The organism is Pseudochelatococcus lubricantis (assembly GCF_011762225.1).
GTDB lineage: Bacteria > Pseudomonadota > Alphaproteobacteria > Rhizobiales > Beijerinckiaceae > Pseudochelatococcus > Pseudochelatococcus lubricantis.
Genome location: NZ_JAASQI010000008.1, coordinates 197,312 through 216,590 on the forward strand (window position 1 = coordinate 197,312; position 19,279 = coordinate 216,590).

Annotated in this window: 14 protein-coding genes; 10 read left to right on the forward strand and 4 right to left on the reverse strand. The window is 67.3% G+C overall.

Features of this window, described 5'->3' with window-relative positions:
* The first annotated feature begins 15 nt into the window (after positions 1-15).
* The 7 genes from tilS to FHS82_RS16510 all read left to right on the forward strand — a co-directional run bounded on the left by tilS (position 16) and on the right by FHS82_RS16510 (position 11,463).
* Complete coding sequence (tilS, locus tag FHS82_RS16480) at positions 16-1,128, forward strand: tRNA lysidine(34) synthetase TilS (RefSeq protein WP_166954799.1); 1,113 nt, start codon at positions 16-18, stop codon at positions 1,126-1,128.
* Positions 1,129-1,291: 163 nt separating this feature from the next.
* Entirely contained in the window at positions 1,292-3,205 is a 1,914-nt protein-coding gene (gene ftsH / locus FHS82_RS16485; protein ID WP_166954801.1) for an ATP-dependent zinc metalloprotease FtsH, read from the forward strand.
* 207 nt (positions 3,206-3,412) lie between these two features.
* A complete protein-coding gene (gene glmM, locus FHS82_RS16490; protein WP_166954803.1) occupies positions 3,413-4,780 on the forward strand; it encodes a phosphoglucosamine mutase in 1,368 nt (455 codons plus the stop codon).
* A gap of 121 nt (positions 4,781-4,901) precedes the next feature.
* Positions 4,902-5,663 (forward strand): outer membrane protein, encoded by a 762-nt coding sequence (locus FHS82_RS16495; RefSeq protein ID WP_166954805.1) that lies wholly within the window; start codon positions 4,902-4,904, stop codon positions 5,661-5,663.
* 678 nt (positions 5,664-6,341) lie between these two features.
* Complete coding sequence (locus FHS82_RS16500) at positions 6,342-8,657, forward strand: DUF3141 domain-containing protein (RefSeq protein ID WP_166954807.1); 2,316 nt, start codon at positions 6,342-6,344, stop codon at positions 8,655-8,657.
* Positions 8,658-8,684: 27 nt separating this feature from the next.
* Positions 8,685-10,106 carry a bifunctional enoyl-CoA hydratase/phosphate acetyltransferase gene (locus FHS82_RS16505; protein WP_166954809.1) on the forward strand — a complete coding sequence of 474 codons (1,422 nt, stop codon included), beginning with the start codon at positions 8,685-8,687 and terminating at the stop codon, positions 10,104-10,106.
* Positions 10,107-10,212: 106 nt separating this feature from the next.
* Positions 10,213-11,463 carry an acetate/propionate family kinase gene (locus FHS82_RS16510; RefSeq protein ID WP_166954811.1) on the forward strand — a complete coding sequence of 417 codons (1,251 nt, stop codon included), beginning with the start codon at positions 10,213-10,215 and terminating at the stop codon, positions 11,461-11,463.
* Positions 11,464-11,553: 90 nt separating this feature from the next.
* Here FHS82_RS16510 and FHS82_RS16515 read toward each other — a convergent pair whose 3' ends face one another.
* The 3 genes from FHS82_RS16515 to FHS82_RS16525 all read right to left on the reverse strand — a co-directional run bounded on the left by FHS82_RS16515 (position 11,554) and on the right by FHS82_RS16525 (position 13,778).
* Entirely contained in the window at positions 11,554-11,970 is a 417-nt protein-coding gene (locus FHS82_RS16515; protein ID WP_246225383.1) for a YkvA family protein, read from the reverse strand.
* 88 nt (positions 11,971-12,058) lie between these two features.
* Positions 12,059-13,111, reverse strand: coding sequence for an aldo/keto reductase (locus FHS82_RS16520; RefSeq protein ID WP_166954870.1), 1,053 nt, complete (start codon positions 13,109-13,111; stop codon positions 12,059-12,061).
* Between the two features lie 64 nt (positions 13,112-13,175).
* The gene (locus tag FHS82_RS16525; RefSeq protein ID WP_166954872.1) at positions 13,176-13,778 is read right to left on the reverse strand and encodes an arylesterase; all 603 of its coding nucleotides are present in this window, start codon (positions 13,776-13,778) and stop codon (positions 13,176-13,178) included.
* Positions 13,779-14,057: 279 nt separating this feature from the next.
* Here FHS82_RS16525 and FHS82_RS16530 point away from each other — a divergent pair, with 279 nt between their 5' ends.
* The 3 genes from FHS82_RS16530 (at position 14,058) to FHS82_RS16540 (ending at position 18,228) form a co-directional block, all read left to right on the forward strand.
* Positions 14,058-14,738: an ABC transporter ATP-binding protein gene (locus FHS82_RS16530; RefSeq protein WP_377700138.1), complete on the forward strand. Its 681-nt coding sequence runs from the start codon at positions 14,058-14,060 to the stop codon at positions 14,736-14,738.
* Positions 14,739-14,741: 3 nt separating this feature from the next.
* The gene (locus FHS82_RS16535) at positions 14,742-17,315 is read left to right on the forward strand and encodes an ABC transporter permease (RefSeq protein ID WP_166954815.1); all 2,574 of its coding nucleotides are present in this window, start codon (positions 14,742-14,744) and stop codon (positions 17,313-17,315) included.
* Between the two features lie 124 nt (positions 17,316-17,439).
* A complete protein-coding gene (locus tag FHS82_RS16540) occupies positions 17,440-18,228 on the forward strand; it encodes a Bax inhibitor-1/YccA family protein (RefSeq protein WP_166954817.1) in 789 nt (262 codons plus the stop codon).
* A 59-nt stretch (positions 18,229-18,287) separates the two neighbouring features.
* Here the strand turns inward: FHS82_RS16540 and FHS82_RS16545 are convergent, their stop codons facing one another.
* Positions 18,288-18,647 (reverse strand): DUF2794 domain-containing protein, encoded by a 360-nt coding sequence (locus tag FHS82_RS16545; protein ID WP_166954874.1) that lies wholly within the window; start codon positions 18,645-18,647, stop codon positions 18,288-18,290.
* Between the last annotated feature and the right edge of the window lie 632 nt (positions 18,648-19,279).

The following is a 19,279-nucleotide window of genomic DNA, read 5'->3' on the forward strand; positions in this document are numbered from 1 at the left end:
GACCGCGCCGCATCCATGGCCGAAGCCGATCCATCCTTTGCCGACAGCGTTTTCTCCGCCCGCGGACCCTTCGCTGCAATCGCCGATGCGGACGTTGCCGCGTTATTCGCGCCGCTGCTCGCGGCGCGCGGTCTGGTGCTCGCGGTCTCGGGCGGTCCCGATTCGCTCGCGTTGCTTCTGCTCGCCGCGCGTTGGAGAGAAGTGGCCGGGCGAGCATCCTTTCCGGCGATGACGGTCGCGACCGTCGACCATGCGCTGCGCGCCAGCGCCGCCGACGAGGCACACATGGTGGCGCACCTTGCATGCGCCATGGGCTTGCCGGCGCGCGTACTGGTTTGGCGCGGGGAAAAACCCGCCCGGGGTATCCAGGAGGCGGCGCGCGCGGCGCGATATGGCCTGCTGGCGCAGGCGGCGCGTGAGGCCGGCGCGAGCCACATCGTCACCGCCCACCATGCCGACGATCAGGCGGAAACCGTGCTGATGCGCCTTGCTGCCGGCAGTGGCATCGGCGGGCTCGCGGCCATGCGCCCCTGCCGCGCGCTGGACGAGGCGACGGTGGGGGAGGGGGGGCCTCTTGTTCTGGCCCGGCCGCTGCTTGGACTGACACGGGCGCGACTGGACGCGATCGTGCGGGAGGCAGGGATCCAGGCCGTCGACGATCCTGCCAACCGCGACCCGCGTTTCACCCGTGCCCGGCTGCGCGCGCTGGCGCCGGAGCGCGAGGCGCTCGGCCTGACGACGGCGCGGCTTGCCCTGCTCGCCGCGCGCTGCGCCCGCGCGGATGCCGCGCTGGCGGCGGTCGCGGTGCAGCGATATGCCGCGCTCGCGCGCCATGAGGGCGACCGCCTGACGATCGGCGCCGATCTGTGGCGCGAGCCGGACGAGATCGTGCTGCGCTGCGTGGCGCTTGGCGTCGAGGCAGTCGCCGGGGGCGGGACGAATGCACCGCTGCGGCTCGAACGGCTGGAGCGCCTCGTCGAGGCGCTGCGCGACGCGACGAAAGAGGGAAACATGCTGCGGCGCACGCTCCACCATGCCGTCGTCAGGATCGCTCGCAGCGGCGAACTCGATATCCGGCGGGAACCGGAGCGCCGCCGGGGCGTTGAAACGGGCAGTCGGAAGGCCTAAAACTGTCCGTCGGTTACAGGAGAACGGCCGGAAGATGGCGATTCTTGCCGGTTACTCCTATCAGGACCTTGGCAAGCGCGGCCACGGCACCTAGATTATCGCCAGATATGCTATCGTTCCAAAGGCGCTCAGCCTTTCAACCACGCGGGACAACAGACACACGATGAACCCCAATTTCCGGAATTTCGCCCTGTGGGTCATCATATTCCTGCTGGTGCTTGCTCTGGTCAGCCTGTTCCAGAACCCGGGTCAGCGCGGCAGCAGCAACGAGATCCCCTATTCCCAGCTTCTGAACGATGCGGAAAGCGGCGGCGTCGCTACCGTCACCATTTCCGGCCAGGAAATTACCGGCACGTACAAGACGGGCGGCACCTTCCGCACTTACGCGCCCTATGACCCCAGCCTCGTCAGCCGGCTGTCCGAGAAGGGCGTGCAGATCACGGCGCGTCCGCCCAGCGATTCGACGCCGTGGTTCATCGCGCTGCTGGTCAACTGGCTGCCGCTGATCGTCTTTATCGGCGCGTGGGTGTTCCTGTCGCGCCAGATGCAGAACGGCGCGGGACGCGCCATGGGCTTCGGAAAGTCGAAGGCCAAGCTTCTCAGCGAGGCGCACGGGCGCGTCACCTTCGAGGATGTCGCCGGCGTCGAGGAAGCCAAGGAAGATCTGCAGGAGATCGTCGAGTTCCTGCGCGATCCGCAGAAGTTCCAGCGCCTCGGCGGGCGTATCCCGCGCGGCGTGCTGCTCGTAGGCCCGCCCGGCACAGGCAAGACGCTGATCGCGCGCGCCGTCGCGGGCGAGGCGAACGTGCCGTTCTTCACCATCTCCGGTTCTGACTTCGTGGAGATGTTCGTCGGCGTCGGCGCTTCGCGCGTGCGCGACATGTTCGAACAGGCCAAGAAGAACGCACCTTGCATCATCTTCATCGACGAGATCGACGCGGTCGGCCGCCATCGCGGCGCGGGCCTGGGCGGCGGCAACGACGAGCGCGAACAGACTCTCAACCAGTTGCTGGTCGAGATGGATGGTTTCGAGGCCAACGAGGGCGTGATCATCATCGCCGCCACCAACCGGCCTGACGTGCTCGACCCCGCGCTGCTGCGTCCCGGCCGCTTCGACCGCCAGATCGTGGTGCCGAACCCGGACGTGCTGGGCCGCGAGCGTATCCTGCGCGTCCACGTGCGCAAGGTGCCGCTGGCGCCCGACGTCGATCTCAAGACCATCGCGCGCGGCACGCCGGGCTTCTCCGGCGCTGACCTGATGAACCTCGTCAACGAGGCGGCCCTGCTCGCCGCCCGCCGCGGCAAGCGCATCGTCACCATGGCCGAGTTCGAGGACGCCAAGGACAAGGTCATGATGGGCGCCGAACGGCGCACGCTGGTGATGAGCGAGGACGAAAAGCGCCTCACTGCCTATCACGAGGCCGGCCACGCCATCGTGGCGCTCAACGTGCCCGCGACCGATCCTGTGCACAAGGCCACCATCATCCCGCGCGGGCGGGCGCTCGGCATGGTCATGCAGCTCCCGGAGCGCGACAAGCTCTCCATGAGCTACGAGCAGATGACCTCGCGGCTTGCCATCATGATGGGCGGGCGCGTGGCGGAGGAACTCATCTTCGGCCACGACAAGGTGACCTCCGGCGCCGCCTCCGACATCCAGCAGGCGACGCGGCTCGCGCGCGCCATGGTGACGCAGTGGGGCTTCTCGGAGGAACTCGGCACCGTCATGTACGGCGAGAATCAGGACGAGGTGTTCCTCGGCATGTCGGTCGGGCGCCAGCAGAATGTGTCGGAAGCCACGTCGCAGAAGATCGATGCCGAAATCCGCCGCTTCGTGGAGGCGGGGCTGCGGGAGGCGCGGCGCATCCTGACCGAGAAGAGTGCCGACCTCGAAGCCCTGGCGCAGGGGCTGCTGGAGTACGAGACGCTGACGGGCGACGAGATCGTCAACATGCTCAACGGTAAGCCGCCGGTGCGCGACTCCGGCGAGCCCACACCCTCGCGCGGTTCGCCGGTGCCGTCGGCCGGGCGCAACAAGCCCAAGGACGAGCCGGGGCTGGAGCCGCAGCCGCAGTCGTAGCAGCCCGCGCCCGTCGGCGCTTCCTGCATCGTCATGTCATGAACGGCCGGAACCATCCGGCCGTTTGCCTGTGGGGTGACATTTTTGCTTACAATTTTTGAACAGATTTCAGCGTATGGCGGCTTCTTTACGGTTTATTCAGCCAAACGGGACGCATATTCTGCGCAGGCAACCCGATAGACAGGCTCAGCGCAGGTGAAAAGACAGATGACGCGAAGCTATTTCGGAACCGACGGCATCCGTGGCCGCGCCAATGCGGCCATCACGCCGGAACTGGCCCTGAAAGTCGGGCAGGCGGCCGGGCTGATCTTCCAGCGCGGAGATTATCGCAACAGGGTGGTGATCGGCAAGGACACACGCCTTTCAGGCTACATGATCGAGAATGCGCTGGTTGCCGGCTTCACGTCGGTGGGCATGGACGTGCTGCTGCTCGGCCCCATGCCGACGCCGGCCGTGGCGATGCTGACCCGTTCCATGCGCTGCGACCTGGGCGTGATGATCTCCGCCTCGCACAATCCTTATGAGGATAACGGCATCAAGCTGTTCGGGCCCGATGCGTACAAGCTGTCCGACGATGTCGAGGCAGAGATCGAGGCGCTGATCGGCGCCGATCTGCGGCTGCGGCTCGCTTCGCCGGAGCGCATCGGCCGGGCCAAGCGCATCGAGGGCGTGCATGCGCGCTACATCGAGTTCGCCAAGCGCACCCTGTCCTACGGCAGGGGGAACGGCGGCGGGGCCGGCCTCGGCCTCGATGGCCTGCGGATCGTGGTTGACTGCGCCAACGGCGCCGCCTACCGCGTCGCGCCCGAGGCATTGTGGGAACTCGGCGCCGATGTCGTCACCATCGGCGTGGACCCGGACGGCTTCAACATCAACCGGGATGTGGGCTCCACCGCACCGGGCGCGTTGATCGCCAAGGTGCACGAGACGCGCGCCGACATCGGCATCGCTCTCGACGGCGACGCCGACCGGGTGATCGTGGTCGACGAAAAGGGCAGGGTCGTCGACGGCGACCAGTTGATGGCGGCCATCGCCACCCAATGGAAGGAAGACGGGCAGTTGTCGCGGCCGGGCGTGGTGGCGACGGTGATGTCCAACCTCGGTTTCGAGCGCTACCTGCGCCATATCGGCCTCGACCTGGCGCGCACCGCCGTGGGCGACCGCTACGTGCTGGAGCGGATGCGGGCCGAGGGCTACAACCTCGGCGGCGAGCAGTCGGGACATGTCATCATGTCCGACTACGGCACGACGGGGGATGGCCTGCTGGCCGCGCTGCAACTGCTGACGGTAGTGCGCCGGCGCAACCGACCGGTGAGCGAGGTCTGCCACCTGTTCGAGCCGCTGCCGCAGGTGCTCAAGAACGTGCGTTTCGCCAAGGGTGCCGCGCCGTCCGACGCCGTGATCTCGCCGGTCATCGAACGTGGTCGCGAGCGGCTGGGCGAGGGCGGGCGGCTGGTTGTGCGGCCCTCGGGCACGGAACCTGTCATCCGTGTGATGGGCGAGGGCGATGACCGCGATCTCGTCGACGAGGTGGTCGACGATATCGTTCAGGCGCTGGCGAAGGCTGTCGCCTGAAGGAGCTTTCCCCATCCATCCCCATGGTTAACGAACAAGGTTAATTTCTTGTTTACCATGATGGGTAAAAGTGCCTCCGGGTCCCTTGCGAGTTCAGGGGCCGGATGGAGGCGCGCGACAGATGGCGACAGGGAATTCGTGGTGCGGTGCGGCGGCGCTGGTGACGGTGCTGGCCTTGTCCGAAGTGGCTGCGCCCGGTGCGGCGCGGGCCGGTGACAATCTGCTCCAGCCCGAATTCTCCGATGGCGCGACCTTCACGGCCGCTGCCGATGGCGCCCTGCCCGACGCACCGGACCTCGATTCGATCCCGTTCTTCAGCACACCTGACCACGCGGCCTATTTCAGGATCGACACCGGCTTCGGCGCGCTGGCCGCCGGCGATGCGCTCACCGCGAACGGGCGCTTCAACCCGACGTTGTCCGGGCCGGTGATCGCGGGCGTCGGCATCGGCTACAAATTCGGTTTTCTGTTGCGTGGCGACGTTACGGCCGAATATCGCTCCCGCGCCCGGGTGCGGACGCCGGACGGCATACATGCGCATCTATCTGGCGCGAATGTGATGGCCAATGTCTATGCCGACATCGGCACGTGGTATGGCGTCACTCCTTATATCGGCGCGGGTGCCGGCATCGGCTGGGACAGATTTTCCCGCCATGATGCCTTCGGCTCCGGCGGAACGCGCTCCGGCTTCGTCTGGGCGCTGATGGGCGGGTTCGCCGTCGAGGTCACGCCGTCGGTGACGATCGATGTGGGATACCGTTATCTCGATGCCGGCACACGGCGCGCGCCGGGCCTTGCCCTGAAGGAAAGCGGCTCGCACGACCTGCGCATCGGCCTGCGCTGGCGTTTCGGCGCAACCGCCGATGCGGCGAGCCTGCCGTAGCGGGAGCGTGATGCGGAAGGCTCACCCGTTGCTTGACCGGACGCTTGAACGGAGAGCGGGATAGCGATTCCGGGAGCGGCGAATCCTGCCCGAAGGGCCCTGCGTCTCGTCCGCTTGTCCATCGAAAACAACTGTCTGTGTTTCTCCACCTGTATTCCCCTGGCGGCGCGTCCGGCTGCGACCTGTGGTTGCATGCCTCGGCTTCCGCATGCCCTCGGCACGGGGGTGAATTATCGTCCGGAATCCGCTGCACGCGCGGCGGCTGTCATGTCACCGTTATTGGGTTATGGCACAGACTTGCGGAATGGCGGGTATCGTTCTTTTGCAACCCGGAATTTTGCCCCCGGTTTGTGTAGCGTCAAGGCACGTCAACGCAAATTCGGGTGGAGTATCCGGCAAGCATGGGCGATGCGCGGCGGACGTTGAGGCATTTCTGTTTCCCCGGACGGCTCGAATGCTTTCAGCGTTTCTGTTTTTATTGCGCTTTCGGCGGGCAAGGGCGGGTATCCGTTCCTTCCGGTGGCGCATGGCAGGATATCGGCCGTGCTCGGATGTGCATGCTGATCGTGTATGCAGAATGGCGTATTCACCGGCGCGTGCGCCGGACGGTCTGACGGGATTGGTGGCTGACCGGCGATGGTGCCGGCCATAGATGCAGCAATGGATGGAGAGTGGGACATGACGCAGACAGATAACGTCCTGAATGAACGGATTGCACAGGTCGCGAAGATCGTCGACGATCAGATCTCGACCGCGCAGCGACTGGCGAACAATCTGTCCGAGAGCAGCCGGGCGATCGTCTCGACCCACACCAACGAGGCCATCGATCGCTTCTCGCGCAACCAACAGACGCTGGTCGCGATCGACCCGCTGACGCTCGGCAAGGACTGGGTCGAATACGCCGCCGACGCGGTGGAGCGCGGCGTGCTGTACCTCGACATCCTGCGCCAGCGCGGCAACAACTATCTCGCCCATGAGGCGGCCGGCATGCCGCCGGTGCTCGACTTCGAGTATGAGACGATCGTCGACGGCCGCTCGCTGGCGCGCCCCGTCAACTACTCGCTGCTGCGCATCCTGCCGCCCCCCGGCGTGACGGTTGACGACACGAAGCGCCCCTTCGTGGTGATCGATCCGCGTGCCGGTCACGGCGCCGGCATTGGCGGCATGAAGCCCGTCAGCCAGGTGGGCGTCGCGCTGCATGCGGGCCATCCCTGCTACTTCGTGGTGTTCCGTCCGAAGCCGGAACCGGGCCAGACCATCGCTGACGTCTGCGAGGCCGAGGGCCTGTTCCTGAACGAAATCGCCGAGCGCCACCCCAAGGCGCCGCGTCCGGTCGTGATCGGCAACTGCCAGGGCGGCTGGGCCAGCATGCTGCTCGCTTCCTCCAACCCGGAGAAGACGGGCGCCGTCGCCATCAGCGGCGCGCCGCTGTCCTACTGGGCCGGCAAGGAAGGCGGCAGCCCGATGCGCTATTCCGGCGGTCTTGGCGGTGGCGTGGTGCCGGCGCTGATCTCGTCCGACCTCGGCAACGGCGTGTTCGACGGTTCGTCGCTGGTGACCAACTTCGAGAACATGAGCCCCGGCAACACCTGGTGGAAGAAGTACTACAACCTCTACGCCAAGGCGGACACGGAAGGCCCGCGCTTCCTTGAGTTCGAGCGCTGGTGGTCGGGCTTCTTCTTCATGAACGAGGCCGAAATCCGCTGGATCGTCGAGGACCTGTTCATCGGCAACAAGCTGGGCACCGGCGTGTCCAAGCTCGGCCACAAGAACATCGACCTGCGCGACATCGCCTGCCCGGTGATCGTGTTCGCCTCGGTGGGCGACAACATCACCCCGCCGCAGCAGGCGCTGAACTGGATCGTCGACCTGTACGGCTCGACGGAGAACATCAAGGCGCGCGGCCAGCGCATCATCTACATCGTCCACAAGACCATCGGCCATCTGGGTATCTTCGTCTCGGCCAAGGTCGCCGGCCGTGAGCACGGCGCCATCACCGACACCATCGAGGCCATCGAGGCGCTGTCGCCGGGTCTGTACGAGCTGGTGCTGGAGGACGGCGAGGACCGCCTGCACATCAGCCTCGAACCGCGCACCATCGACGACATCAAGGCGCTCGATGACGGCCGCTCGGAAGATGCCGCCTTCGCCGCCGTGGCGCGCTACTCGGAACTCGGCGCCCAGTTCTATGAACTGACGATGCGTCCGATCATCCGCTCGCTGGTGACGCCGCAGAGCGCCGACCAGTACTTCAAGTCGGCCTGGCCGCGCGTGCAGCGCGTCTCGGTCTCCGACCAGAACCCCCTCGTCGCCCCGATTGCCGGCATGGCGGAGCAGGTGCGCGAGAACCGCCACGCGGTGAAGCCGAACAACCCGTTCTTCGCGCTGCAGAACGTGTGGGCGGATGCCATCGAGAACACGCTCGACACGTGGCGCGACATCGGTGACGCCCTCAAGGAGTTCGCCTTCATCTCGATCTACGACACCCCGTGGATGCAGGCGGTCGGCAACGAGGAGCTGCGCCGCCGCGCCACACAGAGCGACAATCCCGAGGAAGATCTGCGCGCCCGCGCCGAGGTGCAGGCCATCCTGGGCCGCGTGGCCGAGGGCGGCTTCGCCGAAGGCGTCGTGCGCATCCTGATCTTCCTGGCGAAGGCTCGTGGCGGCGCGGTGCGCCGCACCCGCCTCGCCCGTTCCGCGCAGGTGCTGACGCAGACGGCGCCGTTCGACACCCTGAGCGAACCCGCCCGCGCGCGTCTCATCCACGAGCAGAGCGTGATCGTGGAACTGGAGCCCGGCGAAGCGCTCGCCACGCTGCCGGACCTCATCAAGGACCCGAACGAGCGCCAGCGCGCCATCGAAGTGGCGGTTTCCATCGCCGGCCCGACGCGCGAGGAGATCGATCCTTCCGCGCTCGTCAAGCTGCAGGAAATCGAAGCGACTTTCGCCGCTGCCCCGCATACCCGGCCGGTTGCGATCGCAGCCGCGGAATGACCGCCGGTCGCTGAAGGAGACAGGACCATGACGGAACAGACGACCGTTCGCAACACGACCTGGGATGAACTCCAGGTCGGCGACGAGGCTTCGGTGGAGCGCACCGCTTCTGCGCAGGACTTCTACCTGTTCGCGCACGTGACGGGCAACATCAACCCGGCCAACCTGCCGGGCAACGAGGGGGCGCAGCCGCTTGCGCCCTCCATGTGGATAGGCTCGCTCATCTCGGCCGTGCTGGGCAATCGCCTGCCGGGGCCGGGCACGCTCTACCGCGTGCAGAACCTCGCCTTCCACGAGCGCGTGCATCTGGGCGAGAAGCTCATTGCTTCCGTGCGCTGCACGCAGAAGGGCGAAAAGCCGCTCGCGACCTTCGAGACGCGGGTGACGAAGGAAGGCGGCGCGCTGGTCGCGGAAGGCATCGCGGAAATCGAGGCGCCCATCGAGACGATCGTGGCGGATGCGCGCCAGCTTCCGGAACTGATCCTCGATGAGCATGACCACTTCGGCAAGCTGGTGGCAATCGCGGCGCAGCTGCCGCCGCTGCCGACCGCCGTCGTGTCGCCAGACGACCACAACTCGCTCGGCGGCGCGGTGCTGTCGGCGCGCAAGGGCCTCATCATCCCGATCCTGATCGGCGACCGCGTGGCCATCGAGAAGGCGGCGCAGGAACTCGGCGTCGACATCAGCGGCTACAGGCTGATCGAGATCGAGAGCCACCGCGCCGCCGCGGCCAAGGCCGTGGAGCTGGTGCACTCGGGCGAGGCCCGCGCGGTGATGAAGGGCAATATCCACTCCGACGAACTGCTCGGCCAGGTGGTGAAGAAGGAAGGCGGTCTGCGGGGTTCCCGCCGCATCAGCCACACCTTCGTCATGGACGTGCCCACCCTCGACCACCTGCTGTTCATCTCGGACGCGGCCATCAACATCGCGCCCGACCTGCTGACCAAGGTTGACATCACGCAGAGCGCGATCGACCTCGCCATCGCCTGCGGCATCAAGGAGCCGCGCGTGGGTGTGCTGTCGGCGGTGGAGACGGTCAACGTCAACATCCCCTCGACGCTCGACGCCGCCGTGCTGTCCAAGATGGCCGAGCGCGGCCAGATCCAGGGCGGCATCGTCGACGGTCCGCTCGCGATGGACAACGCGATCGACATGGAAGCAGCGCGCACCAAGGGCATCGCCTCGCTGGTGGCTGGCCGCGCCGAAATCCTCGTGGTGCCGAACCTTGAGGCGGGCAATATGCTGGCGAAGGAACTGACCTTCGTGGCACGCGCGGAAGCCGCCGGCCTCGTGCTGGGCGCCAAGGCGCCCGTGATGCTCACGAGCCGCGCCGACGACGACCGGGCGCGTCTGGCTTCGGCGGCTCTGGCGCAGCTCTATGACTACTGGCGCCGCAACGGCAGGGCCTTCGAGCCCGCCGAGCAGACCGTCGCCGACGCCGCGGAATGATGCGATCGGGGCCGGTTCCTCAGGGGACCGGCCCTCTTTTTCGCGCGGTTTCCGCCCCGAAAGTTCTTGCCGTGCTGCAAACTATCGCCTCGCCAAAGGATTTCCCATGTCCAAGACCCTGATCGTTCTGAACGCAGGTTCATCCTCCATCAAGTTCGTGGTGTTCGACGTTACCGAAGGCAAACCGGTCAATATGGCGACGGGGCAGGTCGAGGGCCTCGGCGCCTCGGTCTCCCGCTTCACCGCCAAGGACGGCGAGGGCCAGTCGCTCGGCGAGAAGGACTTCGACAAGGCGAGCGGTGCGATCTCGACGCACACGCAGGCGGTCGACCTGATCCTCAAATGGATTGACGACACCTTCCCCGGCACCGAGGTCGTGGCCGTTGGCCACCGCGTCGTGCACGGCGGCGTGCGCTTCACCAAGCCGGTGCAGATCAATGACGATGTCGTCGCGGCGCTGGAAGAGCTGACGCCGCTCGCGCCGCTTCATCAGCCGCACAACGTCGCCGGCATCCGCGCCGCGCAGGCGGCTTTTCCGGGCGTGCCCCAGGTGGCGGTGTTCGATACCTCGTTCCACCGCGGCCATCCCTTCGTCAACGACACCTTCGCCATTCCGCGCGAATACTATAACGAGGGCGTGCGCCGTTACGGCTTCCACGGCGTGTCCTATGAATACGTCACCCGCCGCCTGAAGCAGATCGCCCCGCTCGATGCGGAAGGCCGCGTGGTCATCGCCCATCTCGGCAACGGCGCCTCGATGTGCGCGGTGCGCTACGGCCATTCCATCGCCTCTACGATGGGTTTCTCGGCGCTCGACGGCCTGCCGATGGGCACGCGCTGCGGCAACCTCGACGCGGGTGTGCTGCTCTATCTGCTCGACCAGAAGGGCCTGTCGTCGTCCGAAATCCGCGAGATCCTCTACTCGAAGTCCGGCCTGCTCGGCCTTTCCGGCATTTCGCAGGACATGCGCGAGCTTGAGGCTTCCGACAAGCGCGAGGCGCGTGAGGCGATCGACTACTTCGTGTTCCGCGTGCGCCGTGAAGTGGGCGCGCTCTCGGCCGCGCTTGACGGCCTCGACGCGATGGTGTTCTGCGGCGGCATCGGCGAGAACTCCTGGCGCGTGCGCGAGCGCGTGCTGCAGGGCATGCAGTGGATCGGCATCGACCTCGACGAGGAGGCCAACCACCGCAACGCCCGCCTTATCTCCTCGCCGCTGTCGCGCGTGCGCGTCTACATCGTGCGCACCAACGAGGGCCTGATGATCGCAGAGCACACACTGACCGTGCTCGGCCTTGCCGCGCCGGAAATCCAGGCCTTCTCGGCCGACGGCACGGCTGCTCAACGCCCCAGCGCCTGAAGGCTTTCCGGTTTTTCGCCTTCTGGCTGAAGCGAAAAACGTCGCGATCATGAATACAAGTCGGGGCGGGCAAGCAAAGCCCGCCCTGTTTCATTTCCTGTCGGAGAGGATGTCCCGCGCGCGTTCGCGGTGCTCGGGCCTGATCGAACCCGCCACTGCGCCGAACGCCGCCGCGAGCACGGCGATGTCGTCGCCGTAGCCGAGTATGGGCAGAATGTCCGGCAGGGCATCGAAGGGCAGGATGAAGTAACCCAGCGCGCCGAGCAGCAGATAGCGCACCCGCGCCGGTGTCTGCGGATCCTTCGCGCAGAGGAACGCCGCCACCAGATCCTCCGCGAAGGGCGTGTTGTTGACCACACGCCGCAGCGATTTCCAGAACGAGCGTGTGACGCTTTCCTCGTCACGCGCAGCGCGGCGCATGGCGTCCATCTCTTCCCCCGTCAGGGGGCGGGCAAGGGGCTCTTCCACCGGGCCGTCTCCCAGCATGTCTCGATAACCGTCGTTCATGGCCGGCCGGACTCATCCCGGCCGGGCCGCCCCCATGAAATGGTGGATCCCGACCCGCGCGACAAGCGTCGGCGTTGCCTTTTCCCGTTCAGGGGCAGGGATTGCCGTTGCGCAGGTGGATGGTGTTGATCCGTTCCTCGATCTCGGGCGTGATGTCGATGTCGGCGGCATCGATGTCGGCCTTCAACTGCGCGATCGACGTCGCGCCGATGATCGTCGAGGTGACGAAGGAGCGGCTGTGCACGAAGGCGATGGCGAGCTGCGCCGGATCGATGCCGAGTTCCGCCGCGAGGTCCAGATAGGCGTCGATGGCGCTCTCCGCGCCGGGCGTTTCATAGCGCTGCAGGCGGTCGAAGAGGCGCTTGCGGGATCCCTCTGGCAGCGCGCCGTTGCGATACTTGCCGGTGAGATAGCCTTGCGCCAGCGGCGAATAGGCCAGCAGGCCGACCTGCTCCCGCAGGGCGATTTCCGCAAGCCCGGTCTCGAAGACCCGGTTGACGAGCGAATAGGCGTTCTGGATAGATTGCACGCGCGCCTGCCCGCGCACCTCGGCGTGATGCAGGAACGTCATCAGCCCCCACGGGGATTCGTTGGAGACGCCGATGTAGCGCACCTTGCCCGCTTTCACGAGGTCGTCGAGGGCGTCGAGAGTCTCGGGGATCGGATTTTCCTGCACCTCGCCGCGCGTATCGCGAAAAACAGTGGGGACGGAGCCGAAGACGGGAACCGCGCGGTCGGGGAAATGAAGCTGGTAGAGATCGATATAGTCGGTCTGCAGCCGGCCTAGGCTCTTGTCGACGGCTTCGAAAATCTGCTTGCGGCTGAGTTCGGTCGTCGCGCCGTCGTCGCGGAACCAGGTGTTGGGCGAGCGGCCGACTACTTTCGTCGCCAGAACGACCTTGTCGCGGTTGCCGCGCGCCTGGAACCAGTTGCCGATGATGCGCTCGGTGCTGCCCTGCGTCCCGGCGCGGGGCGGAATGGCGTAAAGCTCGGCGGTGTCGAGGAAGTTGATGCCGCGCTCGAAAGCGTAGTCGAGCTGCGCGTGGCCTTCCTCCTGCGTATTCTGCTCGCCCCATGTCATGGTGCCGAGCGTGATGCTGGGGACGGTGAGGTCCGTGCGGCCGAGTTTGCGGTATTGTATCGGCATTGTGCCTCCGAAGGAAGGATGACAGGAAACCGGACGGGTGGGCGGCCCGAGGCGGGGTTCAGCGCGCTGCCTGCAGCGAGACGATGAATTTCTCGACAGTTGGCAGGATGCGCTCGACGATGGTTTTCACCCCGGCTTCGTTGGGGTGGAGGCCGTCCGGCAGGACGCGGGCGTTATCTCCAGTTACTCCATCGAGAAAGAAGGGATAAAGCACGAGATCGTGCTTGCTGGCAAGCTCGGTATAGATTTTCTCGAACCGCTCCGCATACGCCTGTCCCAGATTGGGCGCGGCGCGCATGCCGGCGAGCAGCACGGCGATGTTGCGTGCCTTGAGGCGGGTGATGACGGCGTCGAGCGCCTGCCGGGCGATGGCGGGATCGATGCCGCGCAGCATGTCGTTGGCGCCGAGCTCCAGAATGACGGCGTCCGTGCCGTCTGGCACCGACCAGTCGAGCCGCGCGAGACCGCCGGTCGTGGTATCGCCCGAGACGCCGGCGTTGGCGATGCTGACGTTGTGCCCCCGCGCGCGCAGCGCCGCTTCGAGCAGTACGGGGAAGGCGCTTTCCGGCGGCAGGCCGTAGCCGGCGGTGAGGCTGTCGCCGAACGCGACGATGCGCAGCGGCGTCTGCGCGCTGGCGGGGAGGGGGGCGAGGCCGGTCATGATGAAGGCTGCGATAGTGGCGAAGAGGGCGATGAAAGCGGGAAAGCCCGGCGCTGCCGGCACGCGCTGATCACGATGATGTTTATGAACGGATGGCCGGCGCACGCTGCACTCCCTTGTCGTTTTCCGGATAGGACGTTTATCCTGCACTTATGCGACAGTGTCGATGCAACAATTCGGGGCCTGTGCGCCCCTGTACATTTTGCCGAAAGCAGTCCCTCCATGACGATCGCCCCCGCGCATGACGCCTCCCCCGGTTCCGCTGCCGATGCTCCGGCCATGGTGCGCCTGCGCGCGGTGCGCCTCAGCCTCGGGCGCGGCGCCGCGCGGGTGGAGGCGCTGAAGGGCGTGTCGCTGGACGTGCGCGCGGGCGAGGCGGTGGGGCTCGTCGGCCCCTCAGGCTCCGGCAAGTCGAGCCTGTTGATGACGCTGGCCGGGCTGGAGCGCGCCGATTCCGGCCGGGTGATCATCGACGGCCACGACATCACGGATCTCGATGAGGACAGTCTGGCGCGTTTTCGCGGCCGCCATATCGGCATCGTGTTCCAGTCGTTCCATCTGGTGCCGACCATGACCGCGCTGGAGAACGTGGCGCTGCCGCTGGAGCTGGCGGACACGCCGCAGGCCTTGCCGCGTGCGCGCAAGGCGCTGGAGCGGGTGGGCCTCGGCGCGCGCCTCGGCCATTACCCCGCGCAACTGTCCGGCGGGGAGCAGCAGCGCGTGGCGATCGCGCGCGCCGTGGTGGGCCGCCCGCCGCTGATCGTGGCCGACGAGCCTACCGGCAACCTCGACGAGGCGACGGGCGCGGCCATCGTCGACCTGCTGTTCGCGCTGCGCCGCGACGAGGGAGCGACACTGGTGCTGGTGACGCACGATCCGGAACTGGCGGCGCGCTGCGACCGCACGGTGCGGCTGCGATCGGGGCTGATCGAGCACGATCCGGCAGCACAGGCGGGCTGAGCGATGCACGGATCGTTCGGGAACAAGAGCCATCCCCGCCGCCTGGCGCTGATCCTGCGCGTTGCCATGCGCGACATGCGCGGCGGGCTTCGCGGGTTCGGCATCTTCCTCGCGTGCATCGCGCTGGGCGTTGCCGCGATTGCCGGCGTCGGGTCGGTCGCCAGCGCGCTTTCCGACGGTCTGGGCCGGGAAGGGCGCGCCATTCTGGGCGGCGACGTGGCGGTGGCGCTGACGCAGCGGCCGGCGAACGACCGGGAGCGGGCCTTCCTCGCCGCCCAGGGGACCGTCTCGGCGATTGCGGACCTGCGCGCCATGGCGGTGGCGGAGAACGGCGAGGCGGTGCTCGTCGAGCTGAAGGCCGTCGACGATGCTTATCCGCTCGTCGGGGAGCTGGCGACGACACCGCCGCTGGCGCGCTCCGCGATGCTCGACGAGGCGCGGGGGCGTTTCGGCGCGCTGGCCGATCCCGCCCTGCTGGCGCGGCTCGGCATCGGTGTGGGCGGTAGCCTGCGGATCGGTGAACTGACCGTGGAGGTGCGAGCGGCGCTCGACAGCGAGCCGGACAAGATCGCGGCCGGTATCGGCTTCGGCCCGCGCCTCATGGTTTCTGACGCAGCGCTCGCGCGTGCGGGCCTGCTGCAGCCCGGCAGCATCGTGCGCCATTCCTACCGGCTGCTGCTGCCTGGTGGCGAGGCGGACGATGGCGCGCTCGTCCGTTTCGAGGAGCGCGCGAAGGCGGCGTTTCCCGACGACGGCTGGCGTGTCCGCGACCGGCTCAACGCCGCGCCCCAGCTTGAGCGCAACATCGGGCAGTTCACGCAATATCTGACGCTTGTGGGCATGACGGCGCTGCTCGTCGGCGGCGTGGGGGTGGCGAATGCCGTGCGCGGCTTCGTCGACCGCCGGCGCGTCACCATGGCGACGCTGAAGGCGGTGGGCGCCTCGGGCAGCCTCGTTGTCGCCATCGCGCTCGCTGAAGTCATGCTGATCGCGGGGCTTGGCATCCTGCTCGGCCTTGCCACAGGGGCGGCGATGCCGTTCGTGGCGGCGTGGGCGGGGCAGGGGCTGCTGCCGCTGCCCATCGAGGCGCGGCTGGCGCCCGGCCCGTTGCTGGCGGCGGCGCTCTACGGCGGGCTGACGGCGCTCGCGTTCTCGCTGGTGCCGGTGGGGCGGGCGCATGACGTGCCGGTGGCGGCGCTGTTTCGCGATCATGTCGAGGCGGCGCAAACGCCCGTGCGGCGGCGATACCGGATCGCCGCCATCGCGGCCGGCGCGCTGCTGGTGCTGGTGGCGCTCGCGCTGGCGCACAATCCGCGCGTGGCCGCCGTGTTCCTGCTGGCGGCCGGGCTCGCCTTCCTGCTGCTGCGCGCCGTGGCTGCAGGGCTGATGCGGGCGGCGCGCGCGATGCCGCCGTTCGGCGGCCCGACGGGACGGCTGGCGCTCGCCAGCCTGCACCGGCCGGGCGCGCTGACGCCGGCGCTCGTGCTCTCGCTGGGGCTCGGTGTGACGCTGGTCGTCACGCTCGCCCTCGTCGACGCCGGCCTGCGGCGGGAACTCACGCGCGCGCTGCCGGAAAGGGCGCCGGCCTTCTTCTTTCTCGACGTGCAGGCGCAGGATGCGGATGCTTTCGGCGCCTATCTGAACACGGTCATACCGGGCGCCGTCGTCGAGAAGGTGCCGATGATCCGCGGGCGTATCGTCTCCCTCAAGGGCATCCGCGCGCAGGACTACACGCGGCCCGAGGAAGTGGCGTGGGTGCTGGAGGGCGACCGCGGCATCACCTTCGCCGAGTCGCTGCCTGAGGGAAGCCGGCTCGTGGCGGGCGAGTGGTGGCCGCCCGGCTATGCCGGGCCGCCGCTCGTTTCCTTCGACGCCGAGATTGCGCGGCAACTGGGGCTCGGCGTGGGCGACGCGGTCGTCGTCAACGTGCTGGGCCGCGAGGTCGCGGTGACCGTCGCCAACCTGCGCACGGTGGAATGGCGCTCGCTCGGCATCAACTTCGTCATGGTATTCTCGCCCAACACCTTCGCCGGCGCGCCCTATACGCTGCTCGCCACGCTGACGGAACCGGCGGGGGCCGATCCCGCCCGCAGCCTTTCGCTCGTGCGTGGGGTCGCGGCGCGCTTTCCGGCCGTCACCAGCGTGCGGGTGCGCGATGTGCTGGAGGCCGTCAACGACATGGTGGGGCAACTTGCCGTCGCCATCGCGGCCGCTAGCACGGTGGCGCTCGCGGCGAGCGCGCTGGTGCTCGGCGGGGCGCTCGCGGCCTCGCACCGGGCGCGGCTCTACGACGCCGTGATCCTGAAGACGCTCGGCGCCACGCGCGGGCGCCTGCTGCGGGCCTACCTGCTGGAATACGGCCTGGTTGCGGGCGCCTCGGCCGCGGTGGGCTTTCTGGCGGGCAGCGCCGCGGCGGTGCTGATCATGACGCAGGTGATGCGCCTGCCGCTGACATACCAGCCCGCGCCGGCGCTCGCCGCCGCCGCGGCGGCCGTCATCGTCGCCGTGGCGCTGGCGCTTGCGGGCACGTGGCGCATCCTCGCGCAGAAGCCGGCCCCCTATTTGCGGGAGCGCTGACATCCGGCGGGATTAACGCACTGTAACGTCAAATATCTTGTATCGGGCTGCGATGCAGACCATATTACCGGCAACGTCCGTCAAGGTGGCGGGTGCGACTTTCAGGGTTTCGGGAGAGGGTCTCATGTCAAATTGGAACCAGAATACGCCGGCTTACGAGCGCGGCGTGGCCCGGGCCGGTCGCGCGGAAATCGATCAGGGTTTGCGCGCATTCATGCTCGGCGTCTACAACAACATGGTGCTGGGGCTTGCCGTCACCGGCGTTGCCGCGCTTGGCGTGTTCCTGGCGGCCGTCACCAACGATCCCGCGTCGGCGGTGGCGCAGGTGAACGGCGGCATCATGCTGACGTCCTTCGGCCACGCGCTGTTCGTTTCGCCGCTGAAGTGGGTGGTGATTCTCGCGCCGCTGGCGATGGTGTTCTTCATCAGCGCGCGCATCGCGCGCTTCCAGCCGGCGACGGCGCGGCTGCTGTTCCTCGGCTTCGCGGCGCTGATGGGCGTGTCGATCTCGTCGATCTTCCTCGTCTACACGCAGTCCTCCATCGTGCAGGTGTTCTTCATCACGGCGGCCGCGTTCGGGGCGCTGAGCCTCTACGGCTACACGACGAAGCGCAGCCTGTCGGGGATGGGCTCGTTCCTGATCATGGGCCTGTTCGGCCTGATCATCGCCTCGCTGGTGAACCTGTTCCTTCAGTCGAGCGGGCTGCAGTTCGCGGTCTCGGCCATCGGCGTGCTGATCTTCGCGGGTCTGACCGCCTATGACACGCAGCGCATCAAGGAAATGTACTACGAACTCGATGCCGGCGACGTGGCGGCAAAGAAGTCGGTGCTCGGCGCGCTCAGCCTGTATCTGAACTTCATCAACATGTTCATGATGCTGCTGCAGCTCTTCGGCCAGCAGCGCAGCAACTGACCGGCAGCGCCATTTCATGACAACGCGGCCCCGGCATTCGTGCCGGGGCTTTTTCATGTTCAGCGCACGATTTTCAGCGGCCGGTCGAGCACGGCGAGCACGCGCGCCAGCTCGGCGCCGCGCTTGAGGATGAGGCCGGAGGCCGCCACCGCCGCATATTGCCCCTGCTTGCGGGCGAGGCGTGGCGTTTTCTCGATGCGGTAGAGCGGCACCTCCGACGAGCGGCGGTAGACGGAGAAGATCGCCCGGTCGCGCAGGAAATCGAGCGCATAGTCGCGCCATTCCCCGCCCGCGACCTTGCGGCCGTAAAGGCCGAAAATCTGCCGCAATTCACCCTGATCGAAGGTGACGACGGCTGCTTCGGCCGGCGAGGCAGGGGCAGGTGACGCCGGAACCGGCGCGAGCGCTTTCGGGGTAATCCGGGCGTTGAGGGAGACGATGGCGGCGCTGCCGCCGGATTCGCCGGGACGGCCGGCGGCATATGCCTCGCCGTGCAGCGCCCCGCTCTGCTCGGGTTCTTCCCCTCCCGCCTCGCTCAACCGCGCCTCCTGCGTCAGAAACAGCTCTCTGCGGAAACAGCCATGCCCAGGATGCCTTGCTGTCGCACCGTTGTCATGATGGCGGTGCCAGCCGTGGGATGCAAGTGCAAAGGCTGCCCCGGGCGCAAGGCTCGCATGCGGTGGTGGCAGGGCGATGAAATGCCCCGATATTGCCGCGCGGCGGGCGAGGGTTCGCCGCGATGCTGCCCCAATCTCCGGCGATAGTCTTTACCGTCATCCAGATGGTCTGGCGGTTCGCTTTACCGACTTTCATAGCCCCCCAGCCCCCTCGGTAAGGAAGAGGGCCGGATCATCTGGATGCAATACTTTTCCAAGTTTCATCCATCTTCAGTCTTCTATCGCGATCGACTTTGTCTCCACGCCCGCGACCGGCTCCTCCGGCGCGGGCGTATTTGTATCCGCAGGCCGCCGCGCGGCTCCGTGACATGTTCCTCGCATTGCTACTTTTTTATGCACAAGGAAAGGGCAGGCTGCTTTCATTCCCCGTCCGG

Coding starts and splice junctions, on each gene's coding strand:
- tilS (WP_166954799.1), top strand. CDS start 16: ATGGCCGAAGCCGATCCATCCTTTGCCGACAGCGTTTTCTCCGCCCGC.
- ftsH (WP_166954801.1), top strand. CDS start 1,292: ATGAACCCCAATTTCCGGAATTTCGCCCTGTGGGTCATCATATTCCTG.
- glmM (WP_166954803.1), top strand. CDS start 3,413: ATGACGCGAAGCTATTTCGGAACCGACGGCATCCGTGGCCGCGCCAAT.
- FHS82_RS16495 (WP_166954805.1), top strand. CDS start 4,902: ATGGCGACAGGGAATTCGTGGTGCGGTGCGGCGGCGCTGGTGACGGTG.
- FHS82_RS16500 (WP_166954807.1), top strand. CDS start 6,342: ATGACGCAGACAGATAACGTCCTGAATGAACGGATTGCACAGGTCGCG.
- FHS82_RS16505 (WP_166954809.1), top strand. CDS start 8,685: ATGACGGAACAGACGACCGTTCGCAACACGACCTGGGATGAACTCCAG.
- FHS82_RS16510 (WP_166954811.1), top strand. CDS start 10,213: ATGTCCAAGACCCTGATCGTTCTGAACGCAGGTTCATCCTCCATCAAG.
- FHS82_RS16515 (WP_246225383.1), bottom strand. CDS start 11,970: ATGAACGACGGTTATCGAGACATGCTGGGAGACGGCCCGGTGGAAGAG.
- FHS82_RS16525 (WP_166954872.1), bottom strand. CDS start 13,778: ATGACCGGCCTCGCCCCCCTCCCCGCCAGCGCGCAGACGCCGCTGCGC.
- FHS82_RS16530 (WP_377700138.1), top strand. CDS start 14,058: ATGGTGCGCCTGCGCGCGGTGCGCCTCAGCCTCGGGCGCGGCGCCGCG.
- FHS82_RS16535 (WP_166954815.1), top strand. CDS start 14,742: ATGCACGGATCGTTCGGGAACAAGAGCCATCCCCGCCGCCTGGCGCTG.
- FHS82_RS16540 (WP_166954817.1), top strand. CDS start 17,440: ATGTCAAATTGGAACCAGAATACGCCGGCTTACGAGCGCGGCGTGGCC.